The following is a 20,941-nucleotide window of genomic DNA, read 5'->3' as shown; positions in this document are numbered from 1 at the left end:
TACGACAAAGGCCGGTCCCCCACGACCCGGGTCGCAGGAAGCCGGCCTCCGTAGCCGTACAGCGGTGTCAGGTGTCAGACGCCCGCGTACGAGTGCTTGCCGTTGATGAAGATGTTCACGCCGTAGTAGTTGAACAGCCAGCAACCGAAGGCGAAGAGCGCCAGGTAGGCGGCCTTGCGGCCCTTCCAGCCCGCCGTCGCGCGGGCGTGCAGGTAGCAGGCGTACGCGACCCACGTGATGAAGGACCAGACCTCCTTGGGGTCCCAGCCCCAGTAGCGGCCCCACGCGTCGCCCGCCCAGATCGCGCCCGCGATGATCGTGAACGTCCACAGTGGGAAGACCGCCGCGTTCACGCGGTACGAGAACTTGTCGAGCGTCGCCGCCGACGGCAGCCGCTCCAGCACCGAGGTGGCGAAGATGCCCGGCTTGCGGCCCGCGGCGAGCTTCGCCTCGTACGAGTCGCGGAAGAGGTAGAGCAGGGTGCCGACCGCGCCGAGGTAGAAGACCGCGCCACAGAAGATCGCGGTGGAGACGTGGATCCACAGCCAGTACGAGTCGAGCGCCGGGACCAGCTGGTCGCTGTCGGTGTAGAGCCACTTGGTGGCGATACCGAGGTCCAGGAGGACCGTGGTGACCAGCGGCAGGCCCGCCCAGCGGACGTTCTTCCTCGCGGCCAGGAAGACCAGGTAGACCGCCACGAGCACCGTGGAGAAGGTGATCGAGAACTCGTACATGTTGCCCCACGGCGCGCGCTGCACCGACATCGCACGGGACGCGACGCCGGCCGCCTCGATGAGGAACGCCAGGGCGGTCAGTGAGATGGCGACGCGTCCGTAGAGGTCGCCCTTCTCCGTGCCGCCCGCCGCGCCGGGGCCGTCCGGGACATCACGGGAGCCGGCCGGGGCGCGCGTGACGACCTGGGGCTTGTCGAGTACGGCGACGGAGCCGGCGGCCGGGGCGGCGGCCCGGGCCGGTGCCTTGCCCGTCAGCGCGGCGGCCGTGCGGCCCACCTTGCTGCGGCTGCCGAGGACCCACTCGGCGATGTGGGCGAAGAAGGCCAGCAGGTAGATGGCCATCGACGAATAGATCAGCACATTGCTGATGCTGGCGAGGTTCTCGTTGGTCTCGGCCGCGAGATTCACGCGCGGGCTCCTTCGGCGGGTTCAGCAGGATCTGCGGGGTCGGGCGCCGGTGGCGCGGTCGGCGCCTCGGTGTTCAGCTGGGCGGCCAGGCCGGCCAGTTCTTCGGGGAGCTTCGTGGACTCGCTGCGGCCGAGCCCCGCCATCTCGACGACGGTGACACCGTCCTTGCCCCGTGCGGCCCGGATCCAGATCCGGCGCCGCTGGATGAACAGCGAGCCCGACAGGCCCGCGATGGCCGCGACGGCTCCGATCAGCGCGAGCTGGGTGCCCGGCTGCTGGGAGATCTGGAACGTCGCCCACTCCTTCACGTCCTTCTCGAACGTGACGGTACCCGCGCCGTCGGGAAGCTTCATGGTCTCGCCGGGCGCGAGGCGCTGCTTGAGGTCCGCGCCCTTGGCGTCCTTGAACGGCTTCATCTTGCGCTTGTCGAGCTGGTACACGTTCTGGGCCAGCCCGGCGTCGACGCCGAGGCTGCCGTGGAAGGCGTTGAGCGCGAGCCGCGGGTCGTCGAGGCCGGGGTACTGGGAGAGCATCGTGCCCTGGCCGGCGCCCGCGAACGTCGGTACGAAGAAGGCCTGGAAGCCCAGCTGGTCCTTCTTGCCGTTCTTGTCGCGGTACCCGTCCATGACCTTGACCGCGCCGGACGAGGTGACGTTGGAGTCCATCGGCAGCATGGGGACCGCGCCCGAGAAGACCTTCTTGCCCTTGCTGTCCCGGACGGTGACGACCGGCGCGTAGCCGTGCCCGATGAGGTGGACCTTGGAGCCGTCGACCGTCAGGGGCGAGTTCACCTCGATGACGGCCTTCTTCTCCGCGCCGTCCGAGCCCTTCGCGTACGTCACATGCGCCTCGTAGACACGGGGCGTGCCGCGCTGCGGGCCACTGCGCTCGTACGTCCCGACGAACTTGTCCAGCTGGAAGCTGAAGGGCGCCAGGTCGTGGTCCTTGTCGAAGAGCGTCCCGGACTTGAAGTCGTCGTACTGCGTGAGCGTGTTGGCGAAGCCACCGCCCTGGACGACGAGCTTGCCGCCCTCGGACTTGAAGAGCTGCCCGGTGGCGAACGACACCAGCATCACGATGAGCGCGATGTGGAAGAGGAGGTTGCCGGTCTCGCGCAGGTAGCCCTTCTCCGCGGCGACCGCGTCGCCCGCCGGGTGCGCCCGGTAGCGGCGCTTCCTCATCATCGCCAGCGCGGCCTCGCGCACCTGCTCGGGCTCGGCGTCGGTGCGCCACGTCGTGTACGCGGGCAGCCGCGTCAGACGCTTGGGGGCGCCCGGCGGGCGGCTGCGCAGCTGGCCGACGAACTGCCAGGTGCGGGGCACGATGCAGCCGATGAGCGAGATGAAAAGGAGCAGGTAGATCGCGGAGAACCACACCGAGCTGTAGACGTGGAACAGGCCCAGGTCGTCGTAGATCGGCGAGAGCGTCTTGTGCAATGCGCGGAAGTCGGCGACCTTGCCCTCGTCGACGCTGGTCTGCGGGATCAGCGAGCCGGGGATGGAGCCGAGCGACAGCATGAAGAGCAGCAGCAGCGCCACCCGCATCGAGGTCAGCTGCCGCCAGAACCAGCGCGCCCAGCCGATCACGCCGAGCGTGGGCATGCTGAGGCCGGTGTCCTCGCGGGGCGCCGTGGACAGCTGGGCACCGGCCGCGCCGAGCCCCTGGTCCTGCTGCTCTTCGGTGTCCCCGGAGGTGTCCGCGGGCCCTGTCTTGGTCTTGCTCATGGAACTAGATCCCCACCGTGAAGCCGTTGGACCAGCCTTGCATGTCCTGGACGAGGCCGTTCCAGACGCCCGTGACGAGCAGCAGGCCGGTCGCGATCATCATCAGCCCGCCGATGCGCATCACCCAGACGTAGTGCTTCTTCACCCAGCTGAACGCGCCGAGCGCCTTGCGGAACGCCACCGCGGCGAGCACGAAGGGCACGCCGAGACCGAGGCAGTACGCGACGGTCAGTATCGCCCCGCGCCCGGCGCTCGCCTGCTCGGCGGAGAGGGCGATCACCGAGGCCAGGGTCGGGCCGATGCACGGCGTCCAGCCGATGCCGAAGAGGGCGCCAAGGACGGGCGCGCCCACCAGCCCGGCCACCGGCCGCTTGTGGAAGCGAAATTCGCGCTGGGTGAGCCAGGGCATCATGCCCATGAAGAAGATGCCCATCAGGATCATCAGCCCACCGAGCACCTTGGAGAGGATCTCCTGGTGCTCCTGGAGCGTGGAGCCGAAGTAGCCGAAGAGCGCCCCGCCGGAGACGAACACGGCGGTGAATCCGACGACGAAGAGCGAGGCTCCGGCGACCATCCGGCCGCGCTTGGCCTCCGCGAGGTCGGTGCCGCTGATACCGGTGACGTACGACAGATAGCCGGGGACGAGCGGCAGCACACAGGGCGAGAAGAACGAGACGAGTCCGCCGGCGACGGCGATCGGTACCGCGAGGAGCAGCGCGCCGTTCAGAACCGTCGGGTTCGGATCGGAGATCGCCGCGGCCAGAACACTCACAGGATCACTTCTCCGCGATCAACGGGTCGATCATCTGGCGCAGCTTCTTCTCATTGAGGGCGGTGAGCGTGCGGGCCGCGATCCGGCCCTCCCGGTCGATGACGATCGTCGACGGAATGGCCTGCGGATTCAGGCTGCCCTTGGGGAAGCGCAGAATGAGTTTGCCGATCGGGTCGTACAGGCTCGGATAAGCGACGCCGTAATCTTCCTCGAACTTGAGCGCCGGATCCTTGGTGTCGTCGCGGGTGTTGATCCCCACGAACTCCACGCCGTCGGCCTTCGTCTCTTTGGCGACCTTCGAGAAATGCGGCGCCTCGGCGCGGCAGGGCGGGCACCAGGAGCCCCAGACATTCATGACGACGACCTTGCCCTTGAAGTCGCCGACGTCGAGCTTCTTGCCTTCGAGCGTGGTGCCGTCGAGCTGGGGCGCGTCCTGCCGGTCGCCCTTGGCGACGGTGGAGATGCCGCTGTCGCCGGTGACGAACTTGGCGCCGCCGGTGCCCGAGGACGTACTGCCGTCGCCTCCGCACGCCGACAGGGTCAGCGCGCCGACGACCGCGACGGCCGCCGCGGCGGCAGCGTGACGAGTGCGGTTCGAGCGGCGGCGGGGGGCGCGGCTAAGGCTCATGTGAAAAGTTTCGCATGAGCGTTCCCGTGATCTTCCGCGCCCCCCATGGTGCCCGTAAAGCCCCTTGTCAAGATGCGGTGAGGAAGCTCTTCCAGCCGCCGGTCGGCGCCTGGCCTACTTCGAGGGAACGCAGTTTGGCGAGCACCTTCGGGTCCTGGACGTCGAGCCAGTCGCAGAACTGCCGGAAGGAGACCAGACGTACGTCCTTCTTCCCGGCCATGCCCTTGATCGCCTCTTCCACGGCGTCCATGTAGATGCCGCCGTTCCACTGCTCGAAGTGGTTGCCGATGTAGAAGGGCGCGCGATTGCTCTCGTACGCGCGCTTGAAACCGGCGAGATACGCTCCCGCGGCCTCCTGCTTCCATCCCGGGTAACGCGCGGGCGGGCCCTTGGTCGAATTCTTCGACTGGTTCGCGAGCATGTTGTAGTCCATCGAGAGCACCTCGAAGGAATGCCCCGGGAACGGCACGGCCTGGAGCGGCAGGTCCCACAGGCCCTTGCGCTTGACGGGCCACATCTGACGGCCGCCGGGCGAGCTGGCGTCGTAGCGCCAGCCGAGCTTCTTCGCCGTCGGCAGCAGGTTGTCCTGGCCGAGCAGACACGGCGTACGGCCGCCGACGAGCTCCTTCTCGTAGTCGAAGGGCAGCGGGTCGAGGTCGGTCCAGCCGCTGTTCGTCTTCCACTCGGTGACGAAGGACTTCGCCTGCGCGGTCTCGCTCTCCCACTGGGCGGGCGTCCAGCTGCCGACGGAGCCGGAGCCCGCGCAGAAGTGCCCGTTGAAGTGGGTGCCTATCTCGTGGCCGTCGAGCCAGGCCTGGCGTACGCCCTTGAGCGTGGCCTTGATGTGGTCGTCGGTGAGATAGCCGATGTCGGAGGCGCCGACCGGATTGTTCGGCGGCTTGTAGAGGTCCTTCTTCGACTCGGGCAACAGGTAGAGGCCGGAGAGGAAGAAGGTCATCGCCGCGTCGTGGTCCTTGGCGACCTTCAGGAAGCGCGGGAAGAGGCCGTTGCCGACCTCGCCCGCGCCGTCCCAGGAGAAGATCACGAACTGCGGCGGAGTCTCGCCGGGCTGCAGAGGGACGGGCTTCTTGGGCTGGTTCGGCTGCTTGCCAGTGTCGGCGGTGGAGCCGTCGCCTATGAGACGTATCTCGGGCTTGTCGGCCCCGTTCCCACCGCCGTCACCCTTGCCCTGGTCGGAGCCGGGCCGCCCCGAGCCCGAACCGGAGGAACCGCAGCCGGCGACCCCGACCGCCGCCGCCGCCCCAACTCCCAGTCCCAGCAAGCCCCTTCGACTGATGTCGCGCATACCGTCCCCATCCGAACTCGTCATACTCATCGCCCATAGAAATGGACATCGAGTGAGATGACGTGACGAACACGTAGGTTCCGACGCCGACGCATATTTTTCTCAGCCATGGCTGAAGATTGCCGATCATTTACTGGCCATTTACTGGCGTTTACGCGCCGAAAGCCTTGCTCTGCCCCTTGACGGGCTTCGCGCCCGCCAGCAGATGCGGCGGTACGAGGTCGCGGGCCGGCTCACTGTAACCCACCGAGACGATTTTGTCGCCGCGGAAGGTGAAGGTGGTGAGCGAGGCCAGCGTGCACTGCCGTCTGCGCGGATCGTGCCACAGCCGCCGGCGCTCGACGAAGCTGCGCACGGTCCAGATCGGCAGCTGATGGCTCACGCACACCGCCTCGTGACCGCGGGCCGCGTCGCGCGCGGCGCTCAGGGCGGCCATCATCCGGGCGGCCTGGTCGACGTACGCCTCACCCCAGGACGGGCGGAACGGGTTCGTCAGGTGCTTCCAGTTCGCGGGCCTGCGCAGCGCGCCGTCGCCGACACCGAAGGTCTTGCCCTCGAAGACGTTGCCCGCCTCCAGCAGCCGGTCGTCGGTGACCAGCTCCAGGCTGTGTGACTTGGCGACCGGCGTCGCGGTCTCCTGGGCGCGCTCCAGCGGGGAGGCGACGACATGCGTGATGTCGCGCCCCTCCAGGTGCTCGGCGACCCGGTCGGCCATCTGCCGGCCCAGCTCGGAGAGGTGATAGCCGGAGCGGCGGCCGTACAGGACCCCGTCGGGGTTGTGCACTTCGCCATGGCGCATCAGGTGGACGACGGTCAGCTCGTCCGCCGCGCCTCTTGTGAGCTCGCTCACGCGGTCACCTCGGCGGCGGCGCGGGCGGCGGCCGGCAGCGCGGCGGCGATGCGCTCGACGGCGCGCTCGTCGTGCGCCGTCGAGACGAACCACGATTCGAATGCCGAGGGCGGCAGATAGACGCCGTCGGCGAGCATCGAGTGGAAGAAGGCGGTGAAGCGGAAGGCTTCCTGCTTCTTCGCGTCTTCGTAGTCGCGGACCTCGTCGGCCGTGAAGAAGACGGAGAACATGTTGCTCGCCGCCTGGAGGCGGTGGGCGACACCCTCCTTGGTGAGGGCCCCGGTGACGAGCGCCCGGATCTCCGCGGACACCGCGTCGACCTTCGTGTACGCCGCGTCGTCGAGCAGCCGCAGCTGGGCGAGCCCGGCGGCGGTGGCGACCGGGTTACCGGAGAGGGTGCCCGCCTGGTAGACGGGGCCCTCGGGCGCGAGGTGCGCCATGATGTCCCGCCGACCGCCGAACGCGGCGGCGGGGAATCCGCCACCCATGACCTTGCCGAAGGTCATCAGGTCGGGTGCGACACCGTCGACGCCGTACCAGCCGGCCCTGCTCGTACGGAAGCCCGTCATGACCTCGTCGGAGATGTACAACGCGCCATTTTCGGCACACAGGTCCTTGAGCCCCTGGTTGAAGCCCTCTCCCGGCGGGACAACGCCCATGTTGCCGGGCGAGGCCTCCGTGATGACGCACGCGATCTCGCCGGGGTGCGCGGCGAAGGCCGCTCGTACGGCGGCGAGATCGTTGTACGGGAGGACAACCGTGTCGCCGGTCTGGGCGCCCGTGACCCCCGGCGTGTCGGGCAGCGCGAAGGTCGCGAGGCCGGATCCGGCGGCGGCGAGCAGCGCGTCCACGTGGCCGTGGTAGCAGCCCGCGAACTTCACCACCTTGGCGCGGCCGGTGAAACCACGGGCGAGACGGATGGCCGACATGGTCGCTTCGGTACCGCTCGACACGAGCCGTACCTGCTCGACGGGCGCGATCCGGTCGACGATCTCCTCGGCGAGCGCGACCTCGCCCTCACCGGGCGTACCGAAGGAAGTGCCGCGCGCGACAGCCTCCTGCACGGCCGCGACGACCTCGGGGTGGGCGTGGCCGAGAATCATCGGCCCCCACGAACACACGAGGTCGACGTACTCACGGCCGTCAGCATCGGTGAGGTACGGACCGGCACCGGACACCATGAACCGGGGCGTACCGCCCACGGCCCTGAATGCACGGACCGGAGAGTTCACGCCGCCGGGCGTCACGAGGGACGCGCGGTCGAAAAGCGTCTGCGAAACTGGGGCGTCATAGGGGAAGCTCACACAAGCCATGGTGTCAGAGGCTCGGACGGACTTGCGGACAGGTGTTTCACCGCACATCCGTGGGGGAGGTCACTGTCACGATGATCGGGTTGCGCGGCCACGGCCGCGAGTGGTCGGGTGGAGATATGCATCGCGGTGGCGAAGTGGGCGAGGGGACCGATGACCTGGGTCCCGAGCGGACCCGGCGCGGCCGACACCGTCGGGAGCACGAGAAAATGACCGACGCGCACACGGGAAGCAGGAGTGGCCGGGTGGGGGTGACCTACAAGTATTTCGGCGCTCCTGACGGCGCCACGGCGGCCCGCGTGCCCATTTCGATGCGCCCGGAGGAGCTGGGCGGCGACGAGCTGGGCATGGGCGGCATGTTCACGAAGATCAAGCCGGAGACGGTCGCTGCGATGGTCCTGACCGGCATCGAGGGGATACCGCTGCACAAGGTCCCCCCGCTGGAGCTGGTCGTGCTGCACCCCGACTACGCGGTGGTCAAGCTCCCCATGACGGTCGTCGACCCGCTGCGCGGCATCGGCGAGGAGTCGGTGGGCGCGGCGGCCTTCATCTGGTCGACGGTGCCGGATCGCGGAGGGCCGCGGGACGCGTACTACGTCTACCAATTGCTGCACGAATGGCAGGACTTCAGCCATCGGCTCCATGAGGCCGGACATCAGCCCTATTGCCTGGTATGGCCCTGATGGCCGGGTTGTCCATGACGGTCGTGCCGACTTCGGCTCGTACGGGCACCCTGCCGTCCCCCTCCTGATCCAAGGCGGGGCCGCGACCGCTGATCCGAGGCTGGGCCGCGACCGCGAGATCGTTGCGTACGACCTCTCGGACCGGCCACGCCGCGCGCGGATCACCGGATCAGCGGCCCCCGGCCCCCGTCTCCCCCCGCAACCGCACCGGCAGGTTTCGCACACTGTTGCCGACGGAGCTCGCGTGTCGGGGCAGGGCCGCCTCCGCCTCCGGGACGGCGAGGTCCAGGTCCGGGAAGCGGGTGAACAGCCGCTCCAGCGCGATGGTGGCCTCCATCCGGGCCAGCGGTGCGCCCAGGCAGTAGTGCGGGCCGTGGCCCAGGGAGAGGTTGCGAGCGGCCCTGGTGACGTCGAAGCGGTCCGCGTCGGGGCCGTACGCCGCCTGGTCGCGGCCCGCCGCCGAGTAACCGGCCAGCACCGGCGTGCCCTTGGGGATCACCGTGCCGGCCAGGGACAGGTCGCGGGTGGGGTAGCGGAACGGGAAGTAGCTCACCGGGGCGTCCCAGCGCAGCGTCTCCTCGACCACGTCCGTCCAGGAGACCGCGCCGCTCAGGGCCAGTTCGAGCTGGTCCCGGTGGGCGCACAGCGCCCGTACCGCGTTGGTGATGAGGTTCAGCGTGGTCTCGTGACCGGCGATGATCATCAGCAGCAGGGTGCCGATCAGCTCGTGCGGGCTGAGCCGGTCCCCGTCCGCCTCGCGGGCCGCGATCAGCGCGCTGGTGAGGTCCTCGCCCGGCTTGCCGGTGCGGTCGGCGACGATCGCGCCCAGCACCTCGACGAGCTCCCGGTTGGCGGCCATCGCCTCCTTGGGGCCTATGTCGGTGGCGACCACCTGGTTCGACAGGTGGTGCAGCCGGCCTTGGTGCGCGGCGTCCACACCGAGCAGCTCGCAGATGACGCCCATGGGCAGCGGCAGCGCGAAGTGCTCCCGCAGGTCGACGGCCGCACGGCCCGCCGTGGCCGCGCGCTCCAGGCCGTCCAGCAGCTCGGCGGTCACCTTCTCGATCCGCGGGCGCAGCTCCTCCACCCGGCGGGCGGTGAACGCCCTGCTCACCAGCGCCCGTAGCCGCCGGTGGTCCGTGTCGTCGGCGGTGGTCATGCCCTGCACGGTGGCGAAGGTCTTCAGCGGCCAGCCGTCGGGGATCCGCCCCTCCTGGAGCGCGGTGAAGTGCGCCGCGCCCTTGGCGACGTCGGGGTGGGCGAGGAACTCCTTGAGCGCGTCGTGCCCGAGGACCACCATGCCCTCGACGTCACCGGGGAGTACGACCGTCGCCACGGAGCCGCGGGCGAGCAGCCGCGCGTTGTCCGCGTGCGGGCAGCCACCGGCCGGGTCCATGCGGTGGGGTGTGCCGTGTGAGGTGCTCAACTGGGCTCTCCTGACGGTGGTACGGACGGCAGATGCGGTTTGGTGAAGCGCACCGGGAGCGCGGCGAGCCCCTTGCTCCACGGCGACTTGATCCAGGCCAGGTCGGCCTCGGGGACGGCCAGTTCCAGGCTCGGTCACCGGCGGCTGCCGTACGTCGTCGGGCCGGGCCTCCGCGGGCTGCCGTACGCCGCCGGGCTCGCCGTCGCCCCGGCTCCGTGGCGGCGTGGCCACGACCGGCGCGACGGTCTGGTGCAGCGGCACGGGTTCGACGGTCCGCCGCGGTGGCACCGGCGCGACGGACGGCGGCCGGGGGTCGGCGGCGGCCTGGGGCGACGCGTCGAAGTGGGACAGCGGCTCGGTCAGCAGCCGGTGCGGTACGAAGGCCACGGCGTGCATGTTCCGGGCGACGGATTCGAAGGCGGCCTGTACGGAGTCCCGCAGGGCCCGCTCCCGGCGCACCGCCTCGTCCGAACCGAGCGCCACCACCACGTCGGCCAGCGCGCGGGCGAACTCCTCGCCGGTCTCGGCCGCCGGGGCGACCGGGCCGGGAACTCCGTCCAACCGCTGTCCCGCACGCACGCGTTCGGCGATGGCGGGCACCCGTACCTCGGCCAGGTGGGTCACGGCCGCCGCCCGGGCGGCGGCCACTCGCTGATCCCCGGCCCGCCCGGCGCGCTCGGCGGTCAGCTGGCGGCGCAGCCCACGGCCAGGATCTGGCGCAGCCCGGCGGCCCCGGCCCAACCGGCGAGCGCGGCTCCGACGGCCGCGAGCGCCACCGCGAGGAGCCACCAGGCCCGTCCTGCACCGCTTTTCGGTCGGCTCAGCACGAGGCGAGGGGGGAACGGGGAGAGCGGGGGGAGCGCAGGAAGGGCGGGGAGTCGGGCCCGTACACCTCAACAGGCCTGTGGGCCAGGATCACGACTACGACCACGAAGACAGGGCCCCTTCCAGGACACGCCGAACTTCCTTGTGGATCAGGAGTACGCAGATCCTACGAGCAACAACTCATCTTCGGACAGCTGTTGTTCGACTCCTGTCACTTCGTACGGCCGCCCCGGCCCGGCCCGGCTCCCCCGCCGTCTCCCTGAGCACACCGATCCCCGCCCGCCGCACGCTGGGCCCGGCGGTAGGCGCTCGGGGTGGTGTCGGTGAGGGTGCGGAAGTGGTGGCGCAGCGCGGCCGGTGAGGTGAATCCCACCCGGTCCGCGATGTGCTCCACGGGGGTGTCCGTCTCCCGCAGTAGACGCCGGGACTCCTGGAGGCGTGCGCGGAGCAGGTACTGGAGCGGCCTCGGCACTCCCGCCAACCTGCGCCGCCACTTCCAGCGCCTGACGGGGACCAGCCCCAGCACGTACCGCACAGCCTTCCGCTCGCTCGTCGCGGAGCTCACCTGGTCGGAGCGGGCGGACACCGAAGACGCCAAGGACACCAGGGACCCCAGGGACCCCAAGGACCCCAAGGACACGGACAGCATGGGCAGCACGAAGGACACGGAAGGCACCGGGCCGTCCTGAAGGGCCCACCGGCCACCGGCACGACTGCCCGCCGCACGTCCGGCTACGGCTACAGCGGCGTGGCCGCCTGGAGCACCAGGAACAGCGCGAACGCCGCGTTCAGCGCCGAGAGCGTCGAGACCGCCGTCCCCGCCGCCGCGATCAGCGCCGCGATCCCCGTCGGGGTCAGCGCCGGGGGCCAGCCTCGCGCCGGGGGGACCGGGCCGAGCAGGGCCGCCACTCTGCGCGGCACCGGGCCGCCAGGCGCCGCGAAGGCCGGGAGCGGGAGGGCGTCGTGGGAGATCAGGGCCGCCTTGCCCACCGTCCGGGCCGTCAGGCGCCTGTCCCCCGTCGCCTGCGCCGCCTCCTCGTCCGCCCACCGCTCCGTGCTGTACCCGACCGCCGCCCGCAGCGGGCGCAGCAGGGGGTTCGCGCAGCCGGCCAGTCGGGTGGCCAGCAGCAGTCGGTGGTGGCGGCCGGTCAAGTGGGCGTATTCGTGGGCCAGTAGAGCGTCCCGCTCGTCCTCGTCCAGGGATGCGAGCATGCCCGTGGAGACCATGATCCGGCCGCCCCGCGCGGCCTCGGTACCCCGCGGGGCCGGCAACGCGTACGCGTACGGCGCCTCGTCCGGCAGGATCGCGACCTCGGCGGTGGAGGGGAGTCCCGCCAGGGCGCGGTGGGCCCGTGCCCGGAACCGGTAGTGGCGGCGGATCGTGAGCCCGCACGCGGTCGCCACCACGGCGAGCGCGACGATGGCCAGCTCCCCCGCCACCTCGTTGTACGGGACCGCCGCCCGCACCTCGGGGTCGGACCACGCGTCGGGCAGTGGATTGCCGGGCAGTTGGGCCGTGCCGACGATCACCAGCAGGCACAGGCACAGCGTGCTGCACGACGCGAGGATGGCCGCGGCGGCCGTCAGCAGGCGAGCCGCGCTCCTCGGGTGCAGGTGCTGCTCGGCCAGGCGCGCGAGCGGCAGCGCCGTCAGGGGCAGGACCAGCGGCAGCAGGACGAAGACGCCCACCTGTCAGCTCTCGTCCGGATCGCCCGGCCCGGCCCGCCGGGCCCGGCCGCCCGGCCCGGCCTGCCCGCCCACCTCGCCCAGCAGCGACCGCAGCAGGTGTTCGTCGTCCGGCGAGAGCGCCGACACGAAACTCGACAGGACCGCGTCGCGGTCGTCCCGCTTGTCCAGCAGGCTGCGCATCCGCAGCGCCGTCAGCCCCGCCCCGTCCGCCACCGGCTCCCACCGGATGGGGCGGCCCTCGCTGCTGCGGGTCACGGCCTTCTTCTCGTACAGCCTGGTCAGGATCGTGATGACCGTGGTGTAGGCCAGGTCGCCGTCCAGTCGGCCCTGCACCCAGGCCGCGGTGACCGGCTCCTGGGCCGTGCCCAGCACCGAGAGCACCTGGGCTTCGAGCTCACCCTGGCCGCGCCGGCGCCCGCGGGGCTCCCGCCCCCGGTCGGCCCTGCTTCCGTCTCCGCTCATGGCGCGGCCTCCTTCCCGAATCCGTATGCGACTCCTACACGACTCAAACAACGGGGCATCGTATCCGTCCTGCGGCCGTGCCCCCCGCGCTCTCTACTTGACCTCTACACTGCTGTAGTTTTCAGAGTACGGATTCCAGGGAGGAAACAACATGGGTGTGACCCTCGCCAAGGGCGGCAACGTCTCGCTGACCAAGGAAGCTCCCGGCCTGACCGCGGTCCTGGTCGGCCTCGGCTGGGACGTCCGTACGACGACCGGCACGGACTACGACCTGGACGCCAGCGCGCTGCTGTGCAACGAGACCGGCAAGGTCGTCTCCGACCAGCACTTCATCTTCTACAACAACCTCACCAGCCCCGACGGTTCCGTCGAGCACACCGGTGACAACCTCACCGGCGAGGGTGAGGGCGACGACGAGAGCATCAAGGTCAATCTCGCCGCCGTGCCCGCCGAGATCACCAAAATCGTCTTCCCGGTGTCCATCCATGACGCGGAGGGCCGCGGACAGAGCTTCGGCCAGGTCCGCAACGCCTTCATCCGCGTGGTCAACCAGGCCGGTGGCGCGGAGATCGCCCGCTACGACCTGAGCGAGGATGCCTCCAGCGAGACCGCCATGGTCTTCGGTGAGCTCTACCGGCACGGAGCGGAGTGGAAGTTCCGGGCCGTCGGGCAGGGTTACGCTTCCGGGCTCGCCGGGATCGCCACCGACTTCGGCGTCGACGTCTGAGCGGTCCGAGCGCACCGGCGCGAACGCACAACAGCACAGCCGCACGCACAGCACACTGCCCCGCCCCTCTCATGAGAGCCGAGCCATGACTGTCAATATGTCCAAGGGCCAGCAGATCAGCCTCACCAAGTCCGGCGGCGGCGAACTCACCGTCGTACGCATGGGTCTGGGCTGGAAGTCCGTGCCCCGCAAGGGGTTCCTCGCCCGGATGACCGCCAAGGAGATCGACCTCGACGCCTCGGCCGTGCTGTTCGCCGACAAGCAGCCCGCCGACGTCGTCTTCTTCCAGCACCTGACGAGCGACGACGGTTCCGTCCGGCACACCGGTGACAACCGGGTCGGCGGCGCGGGCGGCGACGACGAGTCGATCGTCGTGGACCTCCAGCGGGTGCCCGTGCACGTCGACCAGATCGTCTTCACGGTGAACTCCTTCACCGGCCAGACCTTCGAAGAGGTCGAGAACGCCTTCTGCCGTCTCGTCGACGAGACGAACGGGCAGGAGCTGGCGCGCTACACGCTGACCGGCGGCGGTCGCCACACCGCGCAGATCATGGCCAAGGTGGTGCGCGCGGGCTCCGGTTGGCAGATGGCCGCCATCGGTGAGCCCGCCCAGGGACGCACCTTCCAGGACCTGATGCCCTCCATCGCGTCCCACCTGTAAACAGCTCCGGCAGCCGGTTGCCCGGCCCAGCGGATCCAGCCGGATTCCGCCGGATCAGGCAGCCGGTCCCACCAGCTCCTCCAGGACGTCCTCCATCGTGACGAAGCCGAGCACCGCCTCCTTGTCACCGACGACCGCCGCCAGATGACTGTCGGCCGCGCGCAGCGCCGTGAGCGTGTCGTCGAGCGAGCTGTCGATCCGCACCCGCGTCACCGCGTGCAACGCCGAGCGCGGGAACGGCTTGTCCCGGTCCGGCGCCCCCAACGTGTCCTTGATGTGCAGGTACCCGAGCACCGCGCCGGTGGGCCCGGTCACCGGGAAGCGCGAGAAACCGGCGCCCGCCGCGGTCCGTTCCAGCTGCGCCGGAGTGATCCCGTGATCGACCGTCGTCATCCGCCGCGCGGGTACGAGAATCTCGCCGACCGGCCTGTTCCCGAGCTCCAGTGCGTCGCGCAGCCGCTCGCTGTCGGCCGGTGACAGCAGACCCGCGTCACTGGAGTCGCGCACCATACGGGCCAGTTCGTCGTCCGTGTAGACGGACTCGATCTCGTCCTTGGTCTCGACCTTCAGCAGTCGCAGCAGGCTGTTGGCGAAGGCGTTGATGGTGAAGACCAGCGGGCGCAGCGCCCGGGTGAGCGCGACCAGCGGCGGGCCGAGCAGCAGCGCGGTCCTCGCGGGCTCGGCGAGCGCGATGTTCTTCGGCACCATCTCACCGATCAGCATGTGCAGATACGTCGCGACGGTCAGCGCGATCGCGAACGCGATCGGGTGCGCCAGACCGGGCGGCACGTGCACCGCCTCGAAGGCCGGCTCCAAGAGATGCGCGATGGCCGGTTCGGCGACCGCGCCGAGCACCAACGAGGAGGCGGTGATGCCGAGTTGGGCGGTGGCCATCATCTGGGAGATGTGTTCCAGACCCCACAGGGTGGTCCGCGCCCGGTTCCCGCCGGCCCGGGCGTGCGGCTCGATCTGGCTGCGGCGTACGGAGACCAGGGCGAACTCGGCGCCGACGAAGAAGGCGTTGCTGAGCAGCGTCAGGAATCCGAGGGCGAGCTGGAGGGCGGTCATCGGGTCACCCCTTGCGGGTGCTGGCGCGGCAGCTGCGCGGGATCCGACTCGGCGGGCCCCGTGGTGTCGGGATCCGGTTCGGTGATGTGGACCCGGCCCGCCCGGTGGTGCTCCACGTCGAGCACCACCAGCGTCCAGCCACCGCCGAGCACCACCGAGTCGCCCTCGGCCGGGATGCGCGCCAGCTCGGTGGCGACGAGCCCCGCCACCGTCTCGTAGGGGCCGTCGGGGGCGATCAGCCCGATCCGGGCGAGCTCGTCGATGCGTACGCTGCCGTCCGCCTCCCAGGTCGCCCGGCCGTCGTCGGTGGGCGGAGCGGGCAGCAGGTCCGGGGTCTCGGCCGGGTCGTGCTCGTCGCGGACCTCGCCGACGACCTCCTCCACGATGTCCTCGACCGTGGCGACCCCCGCCGTACCGCCGTACTCGTCGATCACCACGGCCATGGTGTGGTGCGCGCGCATGCGCTCCAGGAGCCGGTCCGCGGGGAGCGAGTCGGGGACCAGCAGCGGCGCGGTCGCCAGGTCCGTGACCGGGGTCGCGGCCCGCTTGTCGGGCTCCAGGGCCAGGACATCGCGGATGTGGACGGTGCCGACGACCTCGTCCAGGGTGTCCTGGTAGACCGGGAAGCGGGAGAGCCCGGTCGCGTACGTCAGATTCGCCGCGTCGGCCGCGGTCGCCTGCGCGTCCAGCGCGCGCACGTCGACCCTCGGCGTCATCACGTTCTCGGCGGTCAGATCGCTCAGGTGCAGGGTCCGTACGAACAGCTCCGCGGAGTCCGGTTCGATGGCGCCCTCGGCGGCCGAGTGCCGAGCCAGGGAGACCAGCTCGTCCGGGGTGCGGATGGAGGCCAGCTCCTCGGCGGGCTCCAGGCCGAAGCGGCGCACGAACCGGTTCGCGGTGTTGTTGAGGTGCCGGATGAACGGCCCGAAAGCGGCCGTGAAGCCGCGCTGCGGACCGGCCACCACCTTGGCGACGGCCAGCGGGCGGGAGATCGCCCAGTTCTTGGGGACCAGCTCACCGATGACCATCAGGACGACCGTGGACACGACCACGCCGAGCACGGTGGCGACCGTGGAGGCGGCGCCCCCCAGGCCCATCGCCTCCAGCGGCCCGCGGAGCAGCACCGCGAGCGAGGGCTCGGCCAGCATGCCGATCACCAGCGAGGTGACGGTGATGCCCAGCTGGGCGCCGGACAGCTGGAGGGTCAGCCGCCGCACCGCCTTCAGCGCGCCATCGGCGCCCCGCTCGCCCGCCTCGGCGGCACGCTCCAGCTCGCCTCTCTTGACCGTGGTCAGGGAGAACTCGGCGGCGACGAAAAGCGCGCAGGCGAAGGTGAGGGCCAGTGCGAGAAGCAGCAGCAGCACTTCGGTCACCGTGCCACCGCCGCTCGCGGGCCGACGCGCTGCGGACGGGGTGTGGCAGGGCTCGTACTCGGAGGTTCACCCATTGCGGGACCGCTGCTCCTTCTCTGCTCGCTCGGTTCGGGGCCACGACGCACGGGACGACGCAGGGGACAGGACACGGATCGCGGCCGGATTTCCATCCTAAAACGATGGAAACCCGTACGCCCGGTTAACCGCCCAGCCCCCTGAGTACCCCGAGGCGACCGCGAGATTCCCCCGTCGGGCCCGACGGGCCCGACGGGCCCGACACGGCCGGGGCGGGCACGGGTGAGGCACAGGCCCGGGGCACGGGTCACGGGGTTCATGGAACCGGTGGCACACTGGCCGCCGATATCCGAGGAGCCCTCCGTGCCGATGTTGCGTCACCTGCGCCGCGTAGTCCGCCTGACCCACCGCAGGACCGTGGACCTCAGTCACCCGGCCCGCTCGCCGCTGGGCAGCGCCGTGGAGAACTGCGTGGTCTTCGAGCAGGGCGTGCGCCGCGCCAGGGACTGCCCCGCGCCGGAGGCCGTGCGCCAGGTCCGCGAATACGGCGGCAAGGGCTTCGTCTGGATCGGACTGCACGAGCCCGACGCCGAGGAACTCGCCGGGCTCGCCGACCTGTTCGGCCTCCACCCGCTGGCCGTCAAGGACGCGCTGAGCACCCACCCCCGCCCCAAACTGGAGCGGTACGACGACACACTCTTCGCCGTCTTCAAGACCGTCCGCTACGTCGATCACGAGGAGCTCACCGCCACCAGCGAGGTGGTGGACACCGGCGAACTCATGGTCTTCACCGGCCCCGACTTCGTCATCACCGTCCGGCACGGCAGGGGCGGCTCGCTCGGCCCGCTCCGGGAAGCCCTGGAGGCCGCGCCCGACCTGCTGGCGCAGGGCCCCGCGGCGGTGCTGCACGCCGTGGCCGACCATGTCGTCGACGAGTACGCCCTGGTGACCGACGCCGTACAGCACGACATCGACACCGTCGAGAACGCCGTCTTCAGCGTGGACGCGGGCCGCGGGGACGTCGGGCGGGTCTACCAGTTCAAGCGGGAGCTACTGGAGCTCAGGCGCGCCGTGACCCCGCTCGCCCGCCCCCTGCACGCCCTGGCCACCCGGCCCGTCCCGCCGGTCGGCCCGGACCTCCAGCCGTATTTCCGCGACGTCGCGGACCACCTGGACCGGACCATAGAGCAGATCACGTCGTTCGACGGACTGCTCGACTCGATCCTCCAGGCCCATCTCGCGCAGGTGACCGTCGCGCAGAACGAGGACATGCGCAAGATCACGGCATGGGCCGCGATCGTCGCCGTCCCGACGATGATCTGCGGCGTCTACGGCATGAACTTCGAGCACATGCCGGGCCTGGGGTGGAGCTACGGCTATCACCTGGCCGTGGCGGTCATGGCCGCAGCGTGCTTCACCCTGCACCGGAGCTTCCGCCGCAACGGCTGGCTCTGACCGAGGGCCCGACCACTGGCCACCGCCCACCTGCCATCGCCCATCGCCCACCGGTGCGCTCATTTATGGAGCGACCGTGCGTCCTCCGCGTACCCCTCGGGCTCCAGCTGGATCGTCGAATGCGGTACGTCGAAGTGGTCACCGACGCACGCCTGCAGGCGACCGAGCAGCCGGCCGGTCTCCTCCTCGCGCAGCGTCGCGTCCGAGACCACGATGTGCGCTGTCAGGACGGGCATCCCCGAGGTGACGGTCCACGCGTGCAGGTCGTGCACGGCGAGCACCCCGGGCTCCGCCAGCAGATGCCGCCGCACCTCGCTCAGGTCCATGTCCTGCGGGGTGGCCTCCAGGAGTACGTGCAGGGAGTCGCGCAGCAGCGAGTACGTGCGCGGCACGATGAGGACGCCGATGACGATCGAGGCGATGGGGTCGGCCGCTTGCCAGCCGGTGAGCAGGATGACCAGGCCGCCGACGATGACCGCGACGGAGCCGAGCGCGTCGCCGAGCACTTCGAGGTAGGCGCCGCGCAGGTTGAGGCTGCGGTCCTTGGCGTCGCGCAGCAGGTAGAGACCGACGATGTTGGCGGCGAGGCCGAGCAGGGCCACGCCGAACATCAGCCCGCCCTTGACCTCGACCGGCTCGCTGAAGCGCCGGATCGCCGAGTAGAGCACCCAGACGAAGATGCCGGCCAGGAGCAGGGCGTTCAGGACGGCGGAGAAGATCTCCACCCGGAAGAAGCCGAAGGTGCGGCGTGGGGTCGGTGCGCGCTGCGCGAGGGTGATGGCGCCGAGCGCGAGGGATACGCCAACAGCGTCGGTGAGGCTGTGCGCGGCGTCGGCGAGGAGCGCGAGACTGCCCGACAGGAGCGAGCCGACGACTTGGACGAGGGTGATGGTGGCGCTGATCCCGATGGTCCACAGCAACCGCCCGCGAAAGCCACCGCTGAGGGTGCCGGCGGCGGACGGCGCGCCATGATCATGCCCCATGCCCGAACCTCCTCGCCCGCCAGTCGACCACGGGCAATGGCCCCCCGCCACTTCCGGCCCGTTGGGGCTGCGACGAAGCCACCCTCCAGCCCGTCCGGCGTTTGAGGACAAGCCCGAGGCACGACCGGGGTCCGGGGCGGAGCCCAAGCGCCACCCTCCAGCCCGTCCGGCGCTTGAGGACCGGGGTCCGGGGCGGAGCCCCGGTTCGGGAAGGGGCGGGTAGGGGAGAGCCCCGCGCAGCGGCCGGACACGCCACGCACCGCCGGACACGACCGCCGAACACGACCGCCGGACACGCACCGCACCGCCGGACACGCCACGCACCGCTAGTGCTGCTCCGCGCAAGTTCGTGGAGGGGTGTTCAGGTGTCGAGGTAGAGGTGGCAGGCGCAGTCGAGGGCTTCTTCGGGTGAGCCTGCGGGGAGGCCGCTGGGCAGGATGTTGTCTTCGTAGCCGTCTCGGCTGGCGAGGTAGAGGGCGAAGCCCCACGTGTGCAGGACGCCGGTGAAGCGCAGGCGGCACAGTGGCAGGCACTCGCCGTCCGTCAACTCACCCTCCACGTAGGCGAATCCGGCCCGGTAACGGACCTTCACTCCGGCGAGCTGGGGCCAGCGGTTGCGGGCGTGGTCGTTCAGGCGCTGACGCAGGGAGTGCTGCATCGATTCCGGCGGGTTCTTCGGCACGGGACCCATCCTGCACGCCCTTCCCCGCGATGCGCCATGATCACCGGCAGATCGCAGGGGAGGCGAGGGGATCGGTGCTGGTAGCGGAGGCAGTCGCAATCGTGCTGGACGACGACGAAGGGGTACGGGATCGGCTGGTGCGGGCGGCGTCGTCGGTGACAGCACAGGTGCGTCAGGCCCTGCGGGCGCGGATCGTGCTCGCCGCGGCGGACGGGCTGACCAACGGGAGCATCGCCCGTGAGCTGGGGATTTCGGTGAACACGGTCCGTAAATGGCGGGGCCGGTTCGCGGCGGGCGGACTTCAGGGCCTGCTGGACGCGCAACGTTCGGGGCGCCCTCGTACCTACGGGAGCGAGGTGCGGGTCGCGATCGTGGCAGCGGCCACCAGTGCCCCGCCTCATCCGGAGTCGACCTGATCACACCGCACGATCGCCGCCCAGGTGGCGGGCACCGTGTTCGCGAAGATATCCGCCTCTCAAACCGGCCGGATTCTGGCTGACCTGGACCTCAAGCCGCACCGGGTGCGTGGCTGGCTCACCCGCCGTGACAGCCCCGACTTCTGGGAGCGGGTCGCCGATGTGTGCAGCCTCTACCGCAATCCGCCCGAGGGAGCGGTGGTGCTGTCCATCGACGAGAAGACCGCGATCGCCGCCCGCTCCCGCAGGCACCCCGGCGTCCCGGCCGCACCGGGCCGGGATGTCCGCGAGGAGTTCGAATACCGCCGGCACGGCACCGCCTCCATAGTGGCGGCCATGGACATACGCACCGGCGAGGTGCTGAGCGAGCCGATCGTCCGGAACAACGCGGTCACCTTCACCGCCTTCCTTGCCCGGCTCGATGCGGTCATCGAGCCCGGAAAGGAGATCCACGTGGTGCTGGACAACGGCTCCTCCCACACCGCCAAACACACCCGGAAGTGGTTCCAAGCTCATCCGCGCTGGCGCGTGCACTTCACCCCGCCGCACGCATCCTGGCTCAACCAGGTGGAACTGTTCTTCTCCGCCCTGACCCGCCGGGTCCTGCGGCACGGCGACTTCTCCAGCCGCGACGACCTGATCGACAAGATGGACCACTACGTCATCGCGCACAACGAGAAGGCCAAGCCCTACCGCTGGACCTACGACGGCACCCCGCTCAAGACCTCCTGATCAACACCCCTC

Annotated in this window: 23 protein-coding genes; 7 read left to right on the top strand and 16 right to left on the bottom strand. The window is 70.4% G+C overall.

Features of this window, described 5'->3' with window-relative positions:
• Positions 1 to 74 precede the first annotated feature (74 nt).
• From ccsB to hemL, 7 genes are all read right to left on the bottom strand, one after another.
• On the bottom strand, positions 75 to 1,142 hold the full coding sequence (gene ccsB / locus ACLLJJ_RS22770) for a c-type cytochrome biogenesis protein CcsB (protein ID WP_434594588.1): 1,068 nt from the start codon (positions 1,140 to 1,142) through the stop codon (positions 75 to 77).
• Entirely contained in the window at positions 1,139 to 2,866 is a 1,728-nt protein-coding gene (gene resB, locus ACLLJJ_RS22765; protein WP_434594585.1) for a cytochrome c biogenesis protein ResB, read from the bottom strand. The genes ccsB and resB overlap by 4 nt, the downstream gene beginning before the upstream one ends.
• Positions 2,867 to 2,870: 4 nt before the next feature.
• Positions 2,871 to 3,638, bottom strand: a complete 768-nt coding sequence (locus ACLLJJ_RS22760) for a cytochrome c biogenesis CcdA family protein (protein WP_434594582.1) — start codon at positions 3,636 to 3,638, stop codon at positions 2,871 to 2,873.
• Positions 3,639 to 3,642: 4 nt separating this feature from the next.
• On the bottom strand, positions 3,643 to 4,266 hold the full coding sequence (locus tag ACLLJJ_RS22755) for a TlpA family protein disulfide reductase (protein WP_434594580.1): 624 nt from the start codon (positions 4,264 to 4,266) through the stop codon (positions 3,643 to 3,645).
• Between the two features lie 67 nt (positions 4,267 to 4,333).
• Entirely contained in the window at positions 4,334 to 5,572 is a 1,239-nt protein-coding gene (locus tag ACLLJJ_RS22750) for a hypothetical protein (RefSeq protein WP_434594577.1), read from the bottom strand.
• Between the two features lie 151 nt (positions 5,573 to 5,723).
• Positions 5,724 to 6,371, bottom strand: coding sequence for a histidine phosphatase family protein (locus tag ACLLJJ_RS22745; protein WP_434600493.1), 648 nt, complete (start codon positions 6,369 to 6,371; stop codon positions 5,724 to 5,726).
• 47 nt (positions 6,372 to 6,418) lie between these two features.
• On the bottom strand, positions 6,419 to 7,735 hold the full coding sequence (hemL, locus tag ACLLJJ_RS22740; RefSeq protein WP_434594575.1) for a glutamate-1-semialdehyde 2,1-aminomutase: 1,317 nt from the start codon (positions 7,733 to 7,735) through the stop codon (positions 6,419 to 6,421).
• Positions 7,736 to 7,851: 116 nt separating this feature from the next.
• On the opposite strand from hemL, the gene ACLLJJ_RS22735 reads away from it, so the two are divergent.
• On the top strand, positions 7,852 to 8,415 hold the full coding sequence (locus tag ACLLJJ_RS22735; RefSeq protein ID WP_434600492.1) for a hypothetical protein: 564 nt from the start codon (positions 7,852 to 7,854) through the stop codon (positions 8,413 to 8,415).
• A gap of 169 nt (positions 8,416 to 8,584) precedes the next feature.
• Here the strand turns inward: ACLLJJ_RS22735 and ACLLJJ_RS22730 are convergent, their stop codons facing one another.
• The 3 genes from ACLLJJ_RS22730 to ACLLJJ_RS22720 form a co-directional block, all read right to left on the bottom strand.
• A complete protein-coding gene (locus tag ACLLJJ_RS22730) occupies positions 8,585 to 9,811 on the bottom strand; it encodes a cytochrome P450 family protein (RefSeq protein WP_434600491.1) in 1,227 nt (408 codons plus the stop codon).
• Between the two features lie 713 nt (positions 9,812 to 10,524).
• Positions 10,525 to 10,668 (bottom strand): hypothetical protein, encoded by a 144-nt coding sequence (locus ACLLJJ_RS22725; RefSeq protein ID WP_434594572.1) that lies wholly within the window; start codon positions 10,666 to 10,668, stop codon positions 10,525 to 10,527.
• A gap of 209 nt (positions 10,669 to 10,877) precedes the next feature.
• A complete protein-coding gene (locus ACLLJJ_RS22720; RefSeq protein ID WP_434600490.1) occupies positions 10,878 to 11,138 on the bottom strand; it encodes a helix-turn-helix domain-containing protein in 261 nt (86 codons plus the stop codon).
• Between ACLLJJ_RS22720 and ACLLJJ_RS22715 the strand changes: the two genes are divergently transcribed.
• On the top strand, positions 11,065 to 11,355 hold the full coding sequence (locus ACLLJJ_RS22715) for a hypothetical protein (RefSeq protein WP_434600697.1): 291 nt from the start codon (positions 11,065 to 11,067) through the stop codon (positions 11,353 to 11,355). The two genes, ACLLJJ_RS22720 and ACLLJJ_RS22715, sit on opposite strands and share 74 nt — an antisense overlap.
• Positions 11,356 to 11,404: 49 nt before the next feature.
• On the opposite strand, the gene ACLLJJ_RS22710 is transcribed toward ACLLJJ_RS22715, so the two are convergent.
• Positions 11,405 to 12,355: a M56 family metallopeptidase gene (locus tag ACLLJJ_RS22710; RefSeq protein ID WP_434594569.1), complete on the bottom strand. Its 951-nt coding sequence runs from the start codon at positions 12,353 to 12,355 to the stop codon at positions 11,405 to 11,407.
• Positions 12,356 to 12,358: 3 nt separating this feature from the next.
• Positions 12,359 to 12,817: a BlaI/MecI/CopY family transcriptional regulator gene (locus ACLLJJ_RS22705; protein ID WP_434594567.1), complete on the bottom strand. Its 459-nt coding sequence runs from the start codon at positions 12,815 to 12,817 to the stop codon at positions 12,359 to 12,361.
• 151 nt (positions 12,818 to 12,968) lie between these two features.
• On the opposite strand from ACLLJJ_RS22705, the gene ACLLJJ_RS22700 reads away from it, so the two are divergent.
• Both ACLLJJ_RS22700 and ACLLJJ_RS22695 read left to right on the top strand, forming a co-directional pair.
• Entirely contained in the window at positions 12,969 to 13,544 is a 576-nt protein-coding gene (locus ACLLJJ_RS22700) for a TerD family protein (protein ID WP_434594565.1), read from the top strand.
• 85 nt (positions 13,545 to 13,629) lie between these two features.
• The gene (locus ACLLJJ_RS22695) at positions 13,630 to 14,205 is read left to right on the top strand and encodes a TerD family protein (protein WP_434594562.1); all 576 of its coding nucleotides are present in this window, start codon (positions 13,630 to 13,632) and stop codon (positions 14,203 to 14,205) included.
• Between the two features lie 54 nt (positions 14,206 to 14,259).
• Here ACLLJJ_RS22695 and ACLLJJ_RS22690 read toward each other — a convergent pair whose 3' ends face one another.
• Entirely contained in the window at positions 14,260 to 15,273 is a 1,014-nt protein-coding gene (locus ACLLJJ_RS22690) for a hemolysin family protein (RefSeq protein ID WP_434594559.1), read from the bottom strand.
• The gene (locus ACLLJJ_RS22685) at positions 15,270 to 16,646 is read right to left on the bottom strand and encodes a hemolysin family protein (protein ID WP_434594557.1); all 1,377 of its coding nucleotides are present in this window, start codon (positions 16,644 to 16,646) and stop codon (positions 15,270 to 15,272) included. Before ACLLJJ_RS22685 ends, ACLLJJ_RS22690 begins: the two co-directional genes overlap by 4 nt.
• Positions 16,647 to 17,030: 384 nt before the next feature.
• On the opposite strand from ACLLJJ_RS22685, the gene ACLLJJ_RS22680 reads away from it, so the two are divergent.
• Entirely contained in the window at positions 17,031 to 18,116 is a 1,086-nt protein-coding gene (locus tag ACLLJJ_RS22680; protein WP_434600489.1) for a magnesium and cobalt transport protein CorA, read from the top strand.
• Between the two features lie 59 nt (positions 18,117 to 18,175).
• Here ACLLJJ_RS22680 and ACLLJJ_RS22675 read toward each other — a convergent pair whose 3' ends face one another.
• Both ACLLJJ_RS22675 and ACLLJJ_RS22670 read right to left on the bottom strand, forming a co-directional pair.
• On the bottom strand, positions 18,176 to 19,099 hold the full coding sequence (locus ACLLJJ_RS22675; protein ID WP_434594555.1) for a cation diffusion facilitator family transporter: 924 nt from the start codon (positions 19,097 to 19,099) through the stop codon (positions 18,176 to 18,178).
• 361 nt (positions 19,100 to 19,460) lie between these two features.
• Positions 19,461 to 19,781, bottom strand: a complete 321-nt coding sequence (locus ACLLJJ_RS22670; protein ID WP_434592928.1) for a hypothetical protein — start codon at positions 19,779 to 19,781, stop codon at positions 19,461 to 19,463.
• 101 nt (positions 19,782 to 19,882) lie between these two features.
• Here ACLLJJ_RS22670 and ACLLJJ_RS22665 point away from each other — a divergent pair, with 101 nt between their 5' ends.
• Positions 19,883 to 20,197, top strand: coding sequence for a helix-turn-helix domain-containing protein (locus tag ACLLJJ_RS22665; protein WP_434594552.1), 315 nt, complete (start codon positions 19,883 to 19,885; stop codon positions 20,195 to 20,197).
• A 12-nt stretch (positions 20,198 to 20,209) separates the two neighbouring features.
• Positions 20,210 to 20,929, top strand: coding sequence for an IS630 family transposase (locus ACLLJJ_RS22660; protein ID WP_434600488.1), 720 nt, complete (start codon positions 20,210 to 20,212; stop codon positions 20,927 to 20,929).
• Positions 20,930 to 20,941: the final 12 nt, after the last annotated feature.

The organism is Streptomyces sp. A5-4, assembly GCF_051131715.1.
In the GTDB taxonomy this organism is placed as follows: domain Bacteria; phylum Actinomycetota; class Actinomycetes; order Streptomycetales; family Streptomycetaceae; genus Streptomyces.
This window is presented reverse-complemented; position numbering and strand designations above follow the sequence as displayed.